The sequence below is a fragment of the Pseudomonas canadensis genome (assembly GCF_000503215.1).
In the GTDB taxonomy this organism is placed as follows: Bacteria; Pseudomonadota; Gammaproteobacteria; order Pseudomonadales; family Pseudomonadaceae; genus Aquipseudomonas; species Aquipseudomonas canadensis.
Map to the genome: position 1 here is coordinate 677,416 of NZ_KI628539.1, position 17,433 is coordinate 694,848.

Annotated in this window: 13 protein-coding genes; all 13 read left to right on the plus strand. The window is 59.3% G+C overall.

From position 1 onward, the window contains the following. Positions 1 to 2 precede the first annotated feature (2 nt). On the plus strand, positions 3 to 1,355 hold the full coding sequence (gene rseP, locus U367_RS0126010) for a sigma E protease regulator RseP (protein WP_028619205.1): 1,353 nt from the start codon (positions 3 to 5) through the stop codon (positions 1,353 to 1,355). A gap of 74 nt (positions 1,356 to 1,429) precedes the next feature. Then, the gene (gene bamA, locus U367_RS0126015; protein ID WP_028619206.1) at positions 1,430 to 3,817 is read left to right on the plus strand and encodes an outer membrane protein assembly factor BamA; all 2,388 of its coding nucleotides are present in this window, start codon (positions 1,430 to 1,432) and stop codon (positions 3,815 to 3,817) included. 45 nt (positions 3,818 to 3,862) lie between these two features. Then, entirely contained in the window at positions 3,863 to 4,366 is a 504-nt protein-coding gene (locus U367_RS0126020) for an OmpH family outer membrane protein (RefSeq protein WP_003219314.1), read from the plus strand. A gap of 3 nt (positions 4,367 to 4,369) precedes the next feature. Next, on the plus strand, positions 4,370 to 5,425 hold the full coding sequence (gene lpxD, locus U367_RS0126025) for a UDP-3-O-(3-hydroxymyristoyl)glucosamine N-acyltransferase (protein WP_028619207.1): 1,056 nt from the start codon (positions 4,370 to 4,372) through the stop codon (positions 5,423 to 5,425). A 111-nt stretch (positions 5,426 to 5,536) separates the two neighbouring features. After that, positions 5,537 to 5,977: a 3-hydroxyacyl-ACP dehydratase FabZ gene (gene fabZ / locus U367_RS0126030; RefSeq protein WP_016976866.1), complete on the plus strand. Its 441-nt coding sequence runs from the start codon at positions 5,537 to 5,539 to the stop codon at positions 5,975 to 5,977. Then, positions 5,974 to 6,750 carry an acyl-ACP--UDP-N-acetylglucosamine O-acyltransferase gene (lpxA, locus tag U367_RS0126035; RefSeq protein ID WP_016976867.1) on the plus strand — a complete coding sequence of 259 codons (777 nt, stop codon included), beginning with the start codon at positions 5,974 to 5,976 and terminating at the stop codon, positions 6,748 to 6,750. The genes fabZ and lpxA overlap by 4 nt, the downstream gene beginning before the upstream one ends. 2 nt (positions 6,751 to 6,752) lie before the next feature. Further along, entirely contained in the window at positions 6,753 to 7,892 is a 1,140-nt protein-coding gene (gene lpxB, locus U367_RS0126040) for a lipid-A-disaccharide synthase (protein WP_028619208.1), read from the plus strand. Further along, positions 7,889 to 8,521, plus strand: coding sequence for a ribonuclease HII (gene rnhB / locus U367_RS0126045; protein WP_028619209.1), 633 nt, complete (start codon positions 7,889 to 7,891; stop codon positions 8,519 to 8,521). The genes lpxB and rnhB overlap by 4 nt, the downstream gene beginning before the upstream one ends. Positions 8,522 to 8,594: 73 nt before the next feature. Further along, the gene (gene dnaE / locus U367_RS0126050; RefSeq protein ID WP_028619210.1) at positions 8,595 to 12,116 is read left to right on the plus strand and encodes a DNA polymerase III subunit alpha; all 3,522 of its coding nucleotides are present in this window, start codon (positions 8,595 to 8,597) and stop codon (positions 12,114 to 12,116) included. A 128-nt stretch (positions 12,117 to 12,244) separates the two neighbouring features. After that, positions 12,245 to 13,192, plus strand: a complete 948-nt coding sequence (locus U367_RS0126055) for an acetyl-CoA carboxylase carboxyltransferase subunit alpha (RefSeq protein WP_016976871.1) — start codon at positions 12,245 to 12,247, stop codon at positions 13,190 to 13,192. A gap of 159 nt (positions 13,193 to 13,351) precedes the next feature. Then, positions 13,352 to 14,671, plus strand: coding sequence for a tRNA lysidine(34) synthetase TilS (gene tilS, locus U367_RS0126065; RefSeq protein WP_028619211.1), 1,320 nt, complete (start codon positions 13,352 to 13,354; stop codon positions 14,669 to 14,671). Between the two features lie 273 nt (positions 14,672 to 14,944). Next, a complete protein-coding gene (locus tag U367_RS0126070; protein WP_010212443.1) occupies positions 14,945 to 16,576 on the plus strand; it encodes a CTP synthase in 1,632 nt (543 codons plus the stop codon). A gap of 5 nt (positions 16,577 to 16,581) precedes the next feature. Next, positions 16,582 to 17,427 carry a 3-deoxy-8-phosphooctulonate synthase gene (gene kdsA, locus U367_RS0126075; protein ID WP_010212442.1) on the plus strand — a complete coding sequence of 282 codons (846 nt, stop codon included), beginning with the start codon at positions 16,582 to 16,584 and terminating at the stop codon, positions 17,425 to 17,427. Positions 17,428 to 17,433 lie beyond the last annotated feature (6 nt).

A 17,433-nucleotide genomic window follows, 5' to 3' on the forward strand; every position in this document is an offset into this window, starting at 1 on the left:
AGATGAGTGCGCTTTACATGATTGTCGGCACCCTGGTTGCTCTGGGTGTGCTGGTTACCTTCCACGAATTCGGCCACTTCTGGGTGGCGCGTCGTTGCGGCGTCAAGGTACTGCGTTTTTCTGTCGGTTTCGGCATGCCGCTGGTGCGCTGGCACGACCGTCGTGGCACCGAGTTCGTGATTGCGGCCATCCCGCTGGGTGGCTACGTCAAGATGCTCGACGAGCGCGAAGGTGAAGTGCCTGCAGATCAGTTGGACCAATCGTTCAACCGCAAGACCGTTCGTCAGCGCATTGCCATCGTCGCCGCCGGCCCGATCGCCAACTTCCTGTTGGCGATGGTGTTCTTCTGGGTCTTGGCAATGTTGGGCAGCCAGCAGGTGCGTCCGGTGATCGGTGCGGTCGAGCCAGACAGTATCGCCGCCAAGGCTGGATTGGTTGCCGGGCAGGAAATTGTATCTATTGATGGCGAACCCACCACGGGATGGGGTGCGGTCAATTTGCAGTTGGTGCGTCGCCTCGGTGAAAGCGGCATCGTCAATGTGGTGGTGCGCGAGCAGGATTCCACCAGCGAAACTCCGCGTGAGCTGGCCCTTGACCACTGGCTCAAGGGCGCTGATGAGCCCGATCCGATCAAGTCCCTGGGTATACGCCCGTGGCGCCCGGCCTTGCCGCCGGTACTCGCTGAGCTCGACCCGAAAGGTCCGGCCCAGGCTGCTGGCCTGAAAACCGGTGATCGCCTGTTGGCCCTTGATGGGCAGGCGCTGGGCGACTGGCAGCAGGTGGTCGATCTGGTTCGTGTACGTCCTGATACTAAGATTGTGCTGAAAGTTGAGCGCGACGGTGCTCAAATCGACGTCCCGGTGACCTTGTCGGTTCGTGGGGAAGCCAAGGCCGCTGGGGGGTACCTCGGTGCCGGGGTCAAGGCTGTCGACTGGCCACCATCGATGGTGCGCGAGGTGAGCTACGGGCCGTTGGCTGCGATTGGCGAAGGTGCAAAACGCACTTGGACCATGAGTGTGCTGACCCTCGAATCCCTCAAGAAAATGTTGTTCGGCGAGCTCTCGGTAAAAAACTTGAGTGGACCGATAACCATTGCTAAAGTGGCGGGCGCTTCTGCCCAGTCGGGTGTCGCGGATTTCCTGAATTTCCTGGCTTATCTGAGTATTAGCCTGGGTGTTCTGAATTTGCTGCCCATTCCTGTATTGGATGGGGGGCATCTGTTGTTTTATCTGGTCGAGTGGGTGCGTGGTCGCCCCTTGTCGGATCGGGTGCAGGGTTGGGGGATACAGATCGGTATCAGTTTGGTGGTCGGGGTGATGTTATTAGCCCTGGTCAACGATCTGGGTCGACTGTAACGCTTCGCTGAATTGCGAATCTGCCGCATTTTGCGGCAGTTTGTTTATTGCCAGTTGGAATAAGAAAGGACTTCATGAAACGTCTGCTGCTAACTGCGGTTCTCACCGTATTGATGATCGCCGAAGTTCACGCCGAGTCCTTCACCATCTCCGATATTCGCGTCAATGGCCTCCAGCGGGTTTCCGCGGGTAGCGTCTTTGGTGCCTTACCGTTGAACGTCGGTGAACAGGCTGATGACCGTCGCCTGGTGGAATCCACTCGTGCGCTGTTCAAAACCGGTTTCTTTCAAGACATCCAACTGGGTCGCGAAGGCAACGTCCTGGTCATCACCGTGGTCGAGCGACCTTCCGTCGCCAGTATCGAGATCGAAGGCAACAAGGCGATCTCTACTGAAGACCTGATGAAAGGTCTGAAACAATCCGGTCTGGCCGAAGGCGAGATCTTCCAGCGCGCCACCCTTGAAGGTGTGCGTAACGAACTGCAACGCCAGTACGTTGCCCAGGGGCGCTACTCCGCCACCGTGGAAACGGAAGTGGTGCCGCAACCGCGTAACCGTGTCGGCCTCAAGGTCAACATCAACGAAGGCACCGTGGCGGCGATCCAGCACATCAACGTGGTGGGCAACACCAAGTTCGCTGATGAAGACCTGATCGACCTGTTCGAACTCAAGACCACCAACTGGTTGTCGTTCTTCAAGAACGATGACAAGTATGCCCGTGAAAAGCTGTCTGGTGACCTGGAGCGCCTGCGTTCCTACTACCTGGACCGTGGCTATATCAACATGGATATCGCCTCGACCCAGGTGTCCATCACCCCGGACAAGAAGCACGTCTATATCACCGTCAACGTCAACGAAGGCGAGAAGTACAAGGTTCGTGACGTAAAACTGAGTGGCGACCTGAAAGTGCCTGAAGATCAGGTCAAGGCGCTGCTGCTGGTGCAGAAGGACCAAGTGTTCTCGCGCAAGCTGATGACCACTACTTCCGAACTGATCACCCGTCGACTGGGTAACGAAGGCTACACCTTCGCCAACGTCAACGGCGTGCCGACGCCCCATGATGATGACCACACCGTGGACATCACCTTCGTGGTCGATCCAGGCAAGCGTGCTTACGTAAACCGTATCAACTTCCGCGGCAACACCAAGTCTGCGGACGAAGTGCTGCGTCGCGAAATGCGTCAGATGGAAGGTGGCTGGGCGTCGACTTACCTGATCGACCAGTCCAAGACCCGTCTTGAGCGCCTGGGCTTCTTCAAGGAAGTCAACGTCGAAACCCCGGCCGTACCGGGTGTGGATGACCAGGTTGACGTGAACTACGCCGTGGAAGAACAAGCGTCGGGCTCGATCACTGCCAGCGTCGGCTTCGCACAGAGTGCCGGTCTGATCCTCGGTGGTTCGATTACCCAGAACAACTTCCTGGGTACCGGTAACCGTGTATCTATTGGCCTGACCCGAAGCGAATACCAGAGCCGATACAACTTCGGTTACACCGACCCCTACTGGACTGCTGATGGTGTGAGCCTGGGCTATAACGCCTTCTACCGCACCACCGACTACAAAGACCTCGACGTTGACGTTGCAAGCTATGCGATCGACAGCCTCGGCGCCGGTGTGAACATCGGTTACCCGATCAGCGAGACTTCGCGTCTGACGTTCGGCCTTACTGCACAACAGGATGAGATCAAGACTGGTGTGTACACCGTGGATGAGATCTTCGACTTTACCCGTCGCGAAGGTGACAAGTTCCTGAACTTCAAGGCGTCTGCCGGCTGGTCCGAGTCGACCCTGAACAAAGGTGTACTGGCAACCCGTGGTCATTCCCAGAGCCTGACCCTGGAAACCACCACGCCGGGCAGCGACCTGTCGTTCTTCAAGCTCGACTACCGTGGCCAGTTGTTCACGCCGTTGAGCGACAACTACACCATGCGCCTGCACACTGAACTGGGTTATGGCGATGGTTATGGTTCCACCAATGGTCTACCGTTCTACGAGAACTACTACGCGGGTGGCTTCAACTCCGTACGTGGTTTCAAAGACAGCACCTTGGGCCCGCGTGGTACGCCAAGCCGTGGTGTCGGCATCACCGGTAACCAGGGCACTGTGGCGGATTCGGACAACGACCCGCTGCCGTTCGGTGGTAACGTGTTGATCCAAGGTGGTGCGGAGATCCTGTTCCCGCTGCCGTTCGTGAAAGATCAGCGTTCCCTGCGGACTTCGGTCTTCTGGGACGTGGGTAACGTGTTCGACTCCAAGTGCGAGCAGATCCGTAACCCGAGCGGTGTGAAGTCCAACACCCAGTGCAACGATGTGAGCCTGAGCAACCTGGCAAGCTCCGTGGGTGTGGGTGTGACCTGGGTGACTGCGCTTGGCCCATTGAGCTTTGCTCTGGCCATGCCGATCAAGAAACCGGATAACGCTGAAACCCAGATTTTCCAATTCTCCCTCGGCCAGACGTTCTAAGCGTCTGACCCAAGATAACGACAACGGATTCTGTAGGAGTGCATCGTGCGTAAGTTGACTCAATTGGTGCTGCTGGCAACCGTGCTGGTAGCGACCCCGGCCTTTGCCGAAATGAAAATCGCCGTCCTGAACTATCAGATGGCCCTGCTGGAATCCGATGCGGCCAAGAAGTACGCCGTGGATGCCGAGAAGAAGTTCGGTCCGCAACTGACCAAGCTCAAGACCCTGGAAAGCAGCGCCAAGGGCATCCAGGATCGCCTGGTAGCCGGTGGTGACAAGATGCAGCAAGGTGAGCGCGAGCGCCTGGAGCTTGAATTCAAGCAAAAGGCCCGTGATTACCAGTTCCAGTCCAAGGAGCTGAACGAAGCCAAGGCTGTAGCTGACCGTGAAATGCTGAAGCAACTGAAGCCGAAACTCGACAGCGCTGTGGAAGAAGTCATCAAGAAAGGTGCCTTTGACCTGGTGTTCGAGCGTGGCGCTGTGATCGACGTCAAGCCTCAATACGACATCACCCGTCAGGTGATCGAGCGCATGAACCAGCTGAAGTAAGCCATGACCGCGACTATCAAACTCGGCGAGTTGGCCGAGTTCCTGGGGGCCACCTTGCGTGGCTCCCCGGAGAAAGAAATCACTGGGCTAGCCACCTTGCAGGAGGCTGGCCCAGCTCAGTTGAGCTTCCTCGCAAACCCCCAATACCGTAAATACCTGGTCGACAGCCAAGCTGCAGCCGTGTTGCTGAAAGCCGCTGACGCCGAAGGGTTTGCCGGGGATGCGCTGGTGGTGCCTGACCCGTACCTCGCTTATGCGCGGGTGTCGCATCTGTTTGATCCGAAACCCAAGGCCGCTGCCGGTATTCATCCGTCTGCAGTCATTGCCGATGATGCCCAGGTTGATCCTGCGGCCAGTATCGGCGCCTTTGCGGTGATCGAGAGCGGTGCACGCATCGCGGCAGGTGTCACAGTCGGTGCCCACTGCTTTATCGGCGCACGCTGTGAAATCGGCGCCGGCGGTTGGTTGGCACCTCGCGTGACCCTTTACCACGATGTGCGTATCGGTGAGCGTGTGGTCATCCAGTCGGGTGCCGTGATTGGCGGTGAAGGCTTCGGCTTTGCCAACGCCAAGGGCATCTGGAACAAGATCGCCCAGGTTGGCGGCGTACTGATCGGCGACGACGTGGAAATTGGCGTGAACACGGCTGTTGATCGCGGGGCCCTGGCCGATACGGTGATCGGCAACGGTGTGAAACTCGACAACCAGATCCAGATCGCCCACAACGTGCAGATCGGTGATCACACCGCCATGGCGGCCTGCGTGGGTATCTCCGGCAGCACCAAGATCGGCAAGCATTGCATGCTCGCCGGTGGCGTAGGGCTGGTGGGGCATATCGATATTTGCGACAACGTCTTCATTACCGGCATGACCATGGTCACCCACTCGATCACCGAGCCAGGCGCCTATTCTTCCGGTACCGCCATGCAGCCTGCGGCTGAATGGCGCAAGAGTGCAGCACGGCTGAGGCAGCTCGACGACATGGCTCGACGTCTCAAACAGCTGGAAAAGCGTGTTGGGGACGTGACCCCTGGCGGTAATGCTTCATCAGAAGGCTGATACCATTTCCATATCAAGTGTGCACAGCCGCTAGACTGCCTCCTTGATTTGCTAGCGGGGCGTGCTTTTAGTTCGCCCGCCCCCAATCTTTATTACAGGCTTCCCCCCGAAATGATGGACATCAACGAGATTCGCGAATACCTGCCTCACCGTTACCCGTTCCTGTTGGTGGACCGCGTAGTGGACCTCAATATCGAGGAAAAGCGCATTCGTGCCTACAAGAATGTCAGCATTAACGAACCGTTCTTCAACGGTCACTTTCCTGCGCATCCAATCATGCCGGGCGTGTTGATCATCGAAGCGATGGCCCAGGCTGCCGGTATCCTTGGTTTCAAAATGCTCGACCTCAAGCCTGCCGACGGTACGCTTTACTATTTCGTGGGCTCCGACAAGTTGCGTTTCCGCAACCCGGTTACCCCGGGTGACCAGTTGATCCTGGAAGCCAAGTTCATCAGCTGCAAGCGCCAGATCTGGAAGTTCGAATGCCAGGCCTCGGTGGACGGCAAGCCGGTGTGCTCCGCCGAGATCATCTGTGCGGAACGCAAACTATGAGTTTGATTGACCCTCGCGCAATCATCGATCCGTCGGCCGTTCTGGCCGCCGACGTTGAGGTCGGCCCCTGGTCGATCATCGGCGCAGGTGTGGAAATCGGCGAGGGGACTGTCATCGGGCCGCACGTGATCCTCAAAGGTCCGACCCGCATTGGCAAACACAATCGCATCTACCAGTTTTCCTCGGTAGGTGAAGACACCCCGGACATGAAGTACAAGGGTGAAGAGACTCGTCTGGTAATCGGTGATCACAACATCATCCGAGAAGGCGTGACCATTCACCGTGGCACCGTGCAGGATCGTGCCGAGACCACCCTGGGTGATCACAACCTGGTCATGGCTTACGCGCACATCGGCCACGACAGTGTCATCGGCAACCACTGCATCCTGGTCAACAACACTGCATTGGCCGGACATGTGCACGTTGATGATTGGGCGATCCTGTCCGGCTTCACGCTGGTGCATCAGTACTGCCATATCGGTGCCCACAGCTTTTCCGGCATGGGCACTGCCATTGGCAAAGATGTTCCAGCGTTCGTCACGGTATTCGGCAACCCGGCGGAAGCGCGCAGCATGAACTTCGAAGGCATGCGCCGTCGCGGTTTCAGCGAAGACGCCATCCATGCCCTGCGCCGTGCCTACAAGGTGGTTTACCGCCAAGGGCTCACGGTTGATCAGGCATTGACCCAACTGGCCGAGCCGGCAGCGCTGTTCCCGGAAGTCGCGGTGTTCCGTGACTCGATCCAGGCGTCGACTCGCGGCATCACCCGCTAATCATGGCTAATCTGCGTATCGCGCTGGTGGCCGGGGAAGCTTCCGGCGACATTTTGGGCGCAGGTCTCATGCGAGCCCTCAAGGTCCAGCATCCAGCGGTTGAGTTCATCGGTGTCGGCGGTCCGTTGATGCAGGCTGAAGGGCTCACGTCCTACTTCCCTATGGAGCGTTTGTCGGTCATGGGGTTGGTCGAGGTGCTGGGTCGCCTGCGCGAGCTGTTGGCCCGCCGCAAGCTGCTGATCCAGACTCTGATCGAAGAAAAGCCCGACGTATTTATCGGTATCGACGCGCCGGACTTCACCCTCAATATCGAACTCAAGTTGCGTCAGGCCGGCATCAAGACCGTGCATTACGTCAGCCCTTCTGTGTGGGCGTGGCGGCAGAAGCGCGTGCTGAAGATCCGTGAAGGCTGCGATCTGATGCTGACACTGCTGCCGTTCGAGGCCAGGTTCTACGAAGAGAAGGGCGTGCCGGTGCGGTTTGTCGGGCATACCCTGGCCGACGCGATTCCGTTGCAGGCTGACCGCGCGGCCGCGCGTGCCGAATTGGGCTTGCCTGACGGCCCGTTGGTCGCGCTGATGCCCGGTAGTCGTGGCGGCGAAGTCGGTCGCCTGGCCTCTGTATTCTTTGACGCTGCCGAGCGTCTGCAAGCCTTGAAGCCAGGCTTACGTTTCGTACTGCCTTGTGCCAGTCCGCAACGTCGGGCACAAATCGAAACACTGCTGGAAGGCCGCAACCTGCCGTTGACCTTGCTCGACGGCCAGTCGCACCTGGCCCTGGCGGCCTGTGATGCGGTGCTGATCGCCTCGGGCACCGCGACCCTGGAGGCCTTGCTGTACAAGCGCCCGATGGTGGTGGCCTACCGTTTGGCGCCGTTGACCTTCTGGATTCTCAAGCGCATGGTCAAAAGCCCTTACATCTCCCTGCCCAATCTGCTGGCTCAACGCCTGCTGGTACCGGAGTTGTTGCAGGACGATGCGACGCCTGAGGCCCTTGCGCAAACTCTACTACCCTTGATCGACGGCGGCGAAGAACAGACCCGCGGTTTCGACGACATCCATCGCATATTGCGTCGTGATGCCTCGAACCAGGCGGCAGACGCCGTGTTGACCTTGATCGGCCAGAAACAGGAAGCTTTATGACGACGCAAATGGGCCTGGATTTCAGCCTGGTTGCCGAAGCCCACGAACTGGTCGCCGGTGTCGACGAAGTCGGGCGTGGACCTTTGTGCGGTGCCGTGGTCACGGCGGCGGTGATCCTCGATCCGAACCGCCCGATCCTCGGCCTCAATGACTCGAAGAAACTCACCGAGGCGCGCCGCGAAAAGCTCTACGACGAGATCATCGAAAAAGCCCTGAGCTGGTCTATCGCCCGGGCTGAAGTCGAAGAAATCGACAAACTGAACATTCTCCACGCCACCATGCTCGCGATGCAGCGTGCGGTTGAAGGCCTGCACATCACTCCCAAAATGGCGATGATCGACGGTAACCGTTGCCCCAAGCTGGCCATGCCTTCTGAGGCGGTGGTGAAGGGTGATAGCAAGGTGCCTGCCATCGCAGCCGCCTCGATCCTCGCCAAAGTCAGTCGTGATCGTGAAATGGCCGCGTTCGAATTGATCTATCCCGGCTATGGCATTGGCGGGCATAAAGGTTATCCGACGCCCGTTCATCTGGAAGCCCTGGCTCGGCTTGGCCCGACGCCGATCCACCGCCGCTCCTTCGCCCCGGTTCGCCAGGCTTACGAGTTGCGCCAGAGCCTCAACGAGGCGTAGTCGCAAGGCTGATGTTTTGCTCAAGGCCCGGTACAATCCGGGCCTTGTTGTTTTCCACGTATAAGAGATCACTATGCCGGCTTCATTCGTTCACCTACGCCTGCACACTGAATACTCCCTGGTCGACGGCCTGGTACGGATCAAACCGCTGGTCAAAACACTGGTGGGCATGAACATGCCTGCGGTCGCGGTGACCGATCAGAACAACATGTGTTCCCTGGTCAAGTTCTACAAGAACGCCATGGGCGCCGGCATCAAGCCGATCTGCGGTGCCGACCTGTGGCTGTCCAACAAAGACCCGGATAACCCCCTGAGCCGCATCAGCCTGCTGGCGATGAACGGCGTGGGTTATCGCAACCTCACCGAATTGATTTCCCGTGGCTTTATCGACGGCCAGCGCAATGGCTCGATCATCATCGAGCGCGAATGGGTCGCCGAGGCTAGCGAAGGCCTGATCATGCTGTCGGCCGCCAAAGAGGGCGAGATCGGTATCGCGCTGCTGGGTGGCAACCCTCAAGAAGCCGAAGTACTGGCCAAGGAGTGGATGCAGGTCTTCCCGGATCGTTTCTACCTGGAAGTCCAGCGTACCAACCGCCCCAACGATGAAGAACACCTGCACGCCGCCGTGGCCCTGGCCGATAAGCTGGGGGCGCCGTTGGTGGCGACCAACGATGTGCGCTTCATCAAGAAGGAAGACTTCGAAGCCCACGAAACCCGCGTGTGCATCGGCGAAGGCCGTGCCCTGGATGACCCGCGTCGCTCGAAGAACTACAGCGAAGAGCAGTACCTCAAAAGCGCCGACGAAATGGCCGAGCTGTTCAGCGACCTGCCCGAGGCCCTGGAAAACTCCGTCGAAATCGCCAAGCGCTGCAATATCGAAGTGAAGCTGGGCAAGCACTTCCTGCCCAACTTCCCGATTCCCGATGGCATGACCATCGATGAATATTTCCGCAAGGTGTCCTTCGACGGGCTGGAAGAGCGCCTCAGCGTTCTGCTGCCCAAGGACACCACCGAAGATTACGATGCCAAACGCCAGGTCTACGTCGATCGGCTGAATTTCGAGCTGGATATCATCATCCAGATGGGCTTCCCCGGTTACTTCCTGATCGTGATGGACTTTATCCAGTGGGCCAAGAACAACGGCGTACCGGTAGGTCCGGGCCGGGGGTCAGGTGCTGGCTCGTTGGTTGCGTACGTGCAGAAGATCACCGACCTCGACCCGCTGGAATATGACCTGCTGTTCGAACGGTTCCTGAACCCGGAACGGGTTTCCATGCCCGACTTCGACGTCGACTTCTGCATGGATGGCCGTGACCGCGTGATCGAGTACGTGGCCGAGAAATATGGCCGCAACGCGGTGAGCCAGATCATCACCTTCGGTTCCATGGCGGCGAAGGCTGTAATCCGTGACGTGGCCCGGGTGCAGGGCAAGTCCTACGGCCTGGCGGACCGTCTGTCGAAGATGATCCCGTTCGAAGTCGGCATGACCCTGGAAAAAGCCTACGAGCAGGAAGAAATCCTGCGCGATTTCATCAAGGTCGACGAAGAAGCCGCCGAAATCTGGGACATGGCCCGCAAGCTCGAAGGCGTGGTGCGTAACGTCGGTAAGCACGCCGGTGGTGTGGTTATTGCTCCTACAAAACTCACCGACTTTTCGCCGATCTACTGCGACGAAGAAGGCGACGGCCTGGTAACCCAGTTCGACAAGGACGACGTGGAGGCTGCCGGCCTGGTGAAGTTCGACTTCCTCGGGCTGCGAACCCTGACGATCATCGACTGGGCGCTCAAGACCATCAACCGCGACCGCGCCAAGGTCAACGAAGCGCCGCTGGATATCGCGTTTATCCCGCTGGACGACAAACCGACTTACACCTTGCTGCAAAAAGCCGAAACCACGGCGGTGTTCCAGCTTGAGTCGCGCGGCATGAAAGAGCTGATCAAAAAGCTCAAGCCCGACTGCCTGGAAGACTTGATCGCACTGGTGGCCCTGTTCCGTCCGGGCCCGTTGCAGTCCGGCATGGTGGACGACTTCATCAACCGTAAGCACGGCCGCGCCGAGCTGGCGTACCCGCACTCCGACTACCAGTACGAAGGCCTCAAACCAGTACTGGCGCCGACCTACGGCATCATCCTGTATCAGGAACAGGTGATGCAGATTGCCCAGGTGATGGCCGGCTATACCCTTGGCGGCGCGGACATGCTGCGTCGAGCCATGGGTAAGAAAAAGCCTGAAGAAATGGCCAAGCAGCGTGGCGGTTTCATTGAAGGTTGCGCCACCAACAATATCGACGCGGACCTGGCCGGTAACATCTTCGACCTGGTGGAAAAGTTCGCCGGTTATGGTTTCAACAAATCCCACTCGGCCGCCTACGGCCTGGTGTCGTACCAGACTGCCTGGCTGAAAGCCCACTACCCGGCGCCGTTCATGGCCGCGGTACTCTCGGCGGATATGCACAACACCGACAAGGTCGTGACCTTGATCGAGGAAGTGCGCACCATGAAGCTGCGCCTTGACGCGCCGGACGTGAACGCCTCGGAGTTCAAGTTCACGGTGAACGACGAAGGCCGCATCATTTATGGCCTGGGCGCGATCAAAGGCGTAGGCGAAAGCCCGGTGGAAGCTATCGTCGAAGCGCGTCAGAGTGGGCCGTTCGCCGACCTGTTCGACTTCTGTGCGCGGGTTGACCTCAAACGCATTAACAAGCGTACCCTCGATGGCCTGATCCGCAGCGGCGCACTCGACCGTCTCGGCCCGTATTTCCATGATGAGCCCAAGGCTTACCAGGCGAATATCGACCGCAACCGTGCGGTGCTGCTCACCGCCATGGAAGAAGCGATCAAGGCTGCCGAACAGACCGCCCGCACCCATGACAGCGGCCATGCCGACCTGTTTGGCGGGTTGTTCGTCGAAGAAGATGCGGATGTGTACGCCAACCACCGCAAGGCCAAGGAGCTGACCCTCAAGGAACGTCTCAAGGGTGAGAAAGACACCTTAGGCCTGTACCTTACCGGTCACCCGATTGACGAATACGAAGGTGAAATCCGCCGTTTCGCCCGTCAGCGCATCATCGACCTGAAGCCTGCGCGGGATACCCAGACCGTCGCCGGCATGATCATCGCCTTGCGGGTAATGAAGAATAAAAAGGGCGACAAGATGGGCTTCATCACCCTTGACGACCGTTCAGGGCGCATCGAAGCCTCACTGTTTGCCGACGCCTTCCACTCCGCACAGTCGCTGTTGCAGACCGATGCCATGGTGGTGGTGGAGGGGGAGGTCAGCAACGATGACTTCTCCGGTGGCCTGCGCCTGCGGATCAAGCGGGTGATGAGCATGGAAGACGCGCGGACCAATCTGGCCGAAAGCCTGCGCTTGAAGGTAAAAACCGAAGCGCTCAAGGGCGATCAGCTACGCTGGTTGGGCGACCTGCTCAAACGCCACCGCGGCGCATGCCCGGTGACCATGGAGTACACCGGCAGTGACGCCAAGGCCATGTTGCAGTTTGGCGAGACTTGGCGGATTGATCCGGCTGATGGCTTGATTCAAGCTTTGCGTGACCAGTTCGGGCGAGACAACGTCTTCCTCCAATACCGTTGACGGTCAGGGCACCTGATCTCGACTGAACATTTAATCTCGACCTAAACGCGCCTCTCCCTTAAGGTAGGGCGCGAATAGACAACCGGCTGGCCAGGCACTCCCTGGCCGTCGACCCAAGACGGACGCTTATGAACCCGAATTTTCTTGATTTCGAACAGCCGATCGCTGACCTGCAAGCCAAGATCGAAGAACTGCGCCTGGTCGGCAATGACAATTCGCTGAATATCGGCGATGAGATCGCTCGCCTGCAAGACAAGAGCAGCACGCTCACCGAAGACATCTTCGGCAAGCTGACCAGTTGGCAGATCGCGCGCCTGGCCCGCCACCCGCGCCGTCCATACACCCTGGACTACATTCAGCATATTTTCACCGAGTTCGACGAGCTGCACGGCGACCGCCACTTCTCCGACGACGCGGCGATCGTGGGCGGTATCGCGCGCCTGGACGACCAGCCGGTGATGGTGATCGGTCACCAGAAAGGCCGTGAAGTGCGTGAGAAGGTTCGCCGCAACTTCGGCATGCCGCGTCCGGAAGGCTACCGCAAGGCGTGCCGCCTGATGGAAATGGCCGAGCGCTTCAAGATGCCGATCCTGACCTTCATCGACACCCCGGGCGCCTACCCAGGTATCGACGCTGAAGAGCGCAACCAGAGCGAGGCTATCGCCTGGAACCTGCGCGTCATGGCCCGCCTGAAAACCCCGATCATCGCCACCGTGATTGGTGAAGGTGGTTCCGGCGGCGCACTGGCTATTGGTGTCTGCGACCAGTTGAACATGCTGCAGTATTCGACCTACGCGGTGATTTCGCCGGAAGGTTGCGCCTCGATCCTGTGGAAAACCGCCGAAAAGGCGCCGGACGCTGCCGAAGCCATGGGCATTACCGCCGATCGCCTCAAAGGCCTGGGTATCGTGGACAAAGTCATCGCCGAGCCGCTGGGCGGCGCCCACCGCGACCCGGCTGCTGCTGCCGCGACTATCCGCGCTGAACTGGGTTCGCAACTGGCGATGCTCAAGAAGCTGGACAACGAAGCGTTGCTGGCGCGTCGTTATGAGCGCCTGATGAGCTACGGTCTGTAAGACTACGCAGGACCAAGTGTGGGAGCGGGCTTGCTCGCGAATGCGGTGGATCAGTCGACCTTTCAGTGACTGACACTCTGCATTCGCGAGCAAGCCCGCTCCCACATTTGCTTTGTGTATGCTAAGTCATTGCATTCCAGATAGATGGCGGTATTTTTCATGAAGCCTTCCTTAGCCGCCAAACTCTTGCAAGTTCTGTCACCCTGGCGCAACGCCCCAGCCTGGCACATCGCATTCTCGGGTGGACTTGATTCCACCGTCCTGCTGCATCTCCTCGCCAGTCTGGCAAATACCGAATCGCTCCCGCCCCTCCGTGCTGTTCATGTTCATCATGGCTTGCAAGCTGCCGCTGATGCGTGGCCTGCTCACTGCCAGTCGACATGCGACAGCCTGGGCGTGCCGTTGCGCGTGATGCATGTGCAGGTGCAACCCGGCGCCAGTCTTGAGCGTGCCGCGCGTGACGCGCGTTACCAGGTGTTTACCGAGGTGACCGGGACAGGGGAGGTGCTGCTGACAGGCCAGCATCGCGATGATCAGGCTGAAACCTTGTTATTCCGACTCTTGCGCGGGGCTGGTGTGCGCGGGCTGGCGGCTATGCCACTACAGCGCCCGCTGGCGGCTGGCTGCCTTGTGCGGCCCTTGTTGGATGTCTCGCGTGCAGAGCTGGAAGCCTATGCCGAGGCGCATCAGCTCAAATGGATCGAAGATCTTTCCAATGCGGACTCGCGATTCTCCCGCAATTACCTGCGCCATCGCGTGCTTCCTGTCCTGACGGAACGTTGGCCGCAGGCTACCGCAAGCCTGGCGCGCACCGCCGAGCACCTGAGTGAAGCCCAAGACTTGCTGGATGAGCTGGCGCAGATGGACTTGCGAGCCGCCAATCAATTTTCGCCGTTTTCATGGCTGCATCTACCGTCCTTGGCCCTTGCACCTTTGCGCGAGCTTACCGACGCCCGCCAGCGCAACGCCCTACGCCACTGGCTAACCCCTCTGACCCGTCTACCCGACAGCGACCACTGGGCCAGCTGGCATTCGCTACGTGACGCCAAGGGTGACGCGCAGCCCCTGTGGCGCCTGGCGGACGGTGATCTGCAGCGCTGCGGCGAGCGTATCTGGTGGCTGCCCTCCACTTGGTCGGATTTTTCTGACGCGTCGGTGAGCTGGCCCGATTCGCAAAACCCACTAGAGTTACCCGGCAATGGTCAGGTGCAGCTGACGGGCAGGGTGCCTGGAGGTCCATTGACGATCCGCTACCGCCAGGGCGGCGAAATCCTCGCAGTGCCAGGCCGCGGTCGGCGCGACTTGAAGCGTTTGCTTAACGAAAGCGGGCTGCCGGGCTGCGTCCGTGGCAGATTGCCGCTGCTGTACCAAGGCGAGCAATTGCTGGGCGCGCCCAGCCTTGCGGGACTCTGGCCGGCGCCGAGCGATGAGTGGCAATTACATTGGATGCCACAGACCTGCGATCAAGGTTTGAGCTGATAGCGCCTTTCCGGTAGACTACGCTCCCTTCTTGATACAACTTCTGTGGATTCTCTTGAATTGCAGCAGTTGCCGATTACCAAGCAGTCTTTGCTGGGCGATTCCAAAAAATGTGTAGCGATCAACGTACCGGTGTTTCATTGCTGGTCTGTCACCACGCGGCGGTTTTTTTGAAAGGTGCACTGTGATTAATGCAGGTGATCGGGGGCTTCGGCCTTCCTTCGCTTTCCCCGGCGGCTCGGACCGCTTTAACGCAGACTTCTAGGGTTTTTCATGACGCGCTACATATTCGTCACGGGCGGTGTTGTTTCTTCATTGGGGAAAGGCATCGCATCGGCTTCATTGGCGGCCATCCTGGAGGCGCGGGGACTTAAGGTCACCATGCTCAAGCTGGACCCGTACATCAACGTTGACCCGGGCACCATGAGCCCGTTCCAGCACGGTGAAGTGTTCGTCACCCACGACGGCGCCGAGACCGACCTGGACCTGGGCCACTACGAGCGGTTCATCCGCACGACCATGACCCAGAACAACAACTTCACCACCGGCCGTGTCTACGAGCACGTGCTGCGCAAGGAGCGCCGTGGTGACTACCTGGGTGCAACCATCCAGGTGATCCCGCACATCACCGACGAAATCAAGCGCCGCATCATCAAGGGTGCAGGCGATGCCGACGTGGCAATGGTCGAGATCGGCGGCACCGTCGGTGACATTGAGTCCCAACCGTTCCTCGAAGCCATCCGCCAGTTGCGTTTCGAAGTCGGCGCCAAGCGCGCGATGCTGATGCACCTGACCTTGGTGCCGTACATCGCCACCGCCGGCGAAACCAAAACCAAGCCTACCCAGCACTCGGTCAAGGAACTGCGCTCCATTGGCCTGCAGCCGGACGTGCTGGTTTGCCGCTCCGATCACCCGATCGACATTTCCTCGCGTCGCAAGATTGCGCAATTCACCAACGTTGAAGAACGTGCGGTGATCGCGCTGGAAGACGCCGACACCATCTACAAGATCCCGGGTATCCTGCACTCGCAAGGCCTGGACGATTTTGTGGTCGAGCGTTTCGGCCTGCAATGCAACGGCGCGGACCTGTCCGAGTGGGAAGCCGTGGTCGATGCCAAGCTCAACCCTGAGCACGAAGTCACCATCGCCATGGTCGGCAAGTACATGGAACTGCTGGACGCGTACAAGTCGCTGATCGAAGCGATGAGCCACGCCGGTATCAGCAACCGCACCAAGGTCAACCTGCGCTACATCGATTCCGAAGACATCGAGAACCAAGGCACTGCCTTGCTCGAAGGTGTGGACGCGATCCTCGTTCCCGGCGGTTTCGGCCTGCGTGGCGTGGAAGGCAAGATCACTGCAGTTCAATATGCTCGCGAGAACAAGGTGCCGTACCTGGGTATCTGCCTGGGCATGCAAGTGGCCGTCATCGAGTTCGCCCGTAACGTGCTGGGCTGGAAAGACGCCAACTCCACCGAGTTCGACAGCAAGAGCGGTCACCCGGTCGTGGGCCTGATCACCGAGTGGGAAGATGCCACTGGCGCGGTCGAAACCCGTACCGAAGCGTCCGACCTGGGCGGCACCATGCGCCTCGGCGCGCAGGACTGCCTGCTGGAACCGGGCTCGCTGGTTCACGACTGCTACGGCAAGGACGTGATCGTCGAGCGTCACCGTCACCGCTACGAAGTGAACAACAACCTGCTGCCGCAAATCAAAGAAGCTGGCCTGAAAATCTCCGGTCGCTCCGGTGATGGCGCGCTGGTTGAAGTGGTCGAGGCGCCGGATCATCCGTGGTTCGTGGCGTGCCAGTTCCACCCTGAGTTCACCTCGACACCACGTGACGGTCACCCGTTGTTCAGCGGTTTCGTCAAGGCCGCACTGACGCAACACCAGAAGAAGGCGTAACCCTGATGGCCCAGAAGATCATTCGCGTCGGCGACATCGAGATTGCCAACGACAAGCCCATGGTGCTGTTCGGCGGCATGAACGTGCTGGAAAGCCGCGACATGGCGATGCAGGTCTGTGAAGAATATGTGAAGGTAACCGAGAAACTCGGTATCCCTTACGTGTTCAAGGCCAGCTTCGACAAGGCCAACCGTTCGTCCGTGACCTCCTATCGCGGCCCGGGCCTTGAAGAAGGCATGCGGATCTTCCAGGACATCAAGCAAGCCTTCGGCGTGCCGATCATTACCGACGTCCACGAGCCTGAACAGGCCGCCGTGGTCGCCGAGGTGTGCGACATCATCCAGTTGCCGGCCTTCCTGTCGCGCCAGACCGACCTGGTGGTCGCGATGGCCAAGACCGGCGCTGTGATCAATATCAAGAAAGCCCAGTTCCTCGCGCCCCAGGAGATGAAACACATCCTGAACAAGTGCGTGGAAGCGGGTAATGACCAGTTGATCCTCTGCGAGCGCGGTTCTAGCTTCGGCTACAACAACCTCGTGGTGGACATGCTCGGTTTCGGCATCATGAAACAGTTTGAATACCCGGTGTTCTTCGACGTGACCCACGCGCTGCAAATGCCCGGTGGTCGCGCCGATTCCGCTGGTGGGCGTCGTGCCCAGGTGCTGGACCTGGCCAAGGCTGGCATCAGCCAGTCCCTGGCGGGCCTGTTCCTGGAAGCCCATCCGGACCCGGACAACGCCAAATGCGATGGCCCATGCGCCCTGCGCCTGGACAAGCTGGAGCCGTTCCTGGCCCAACTCAAGCAGTTGGACGAACTGGTCAAGAGTTTTCCGACGGTAGAGACCGCGTAAGCTTCG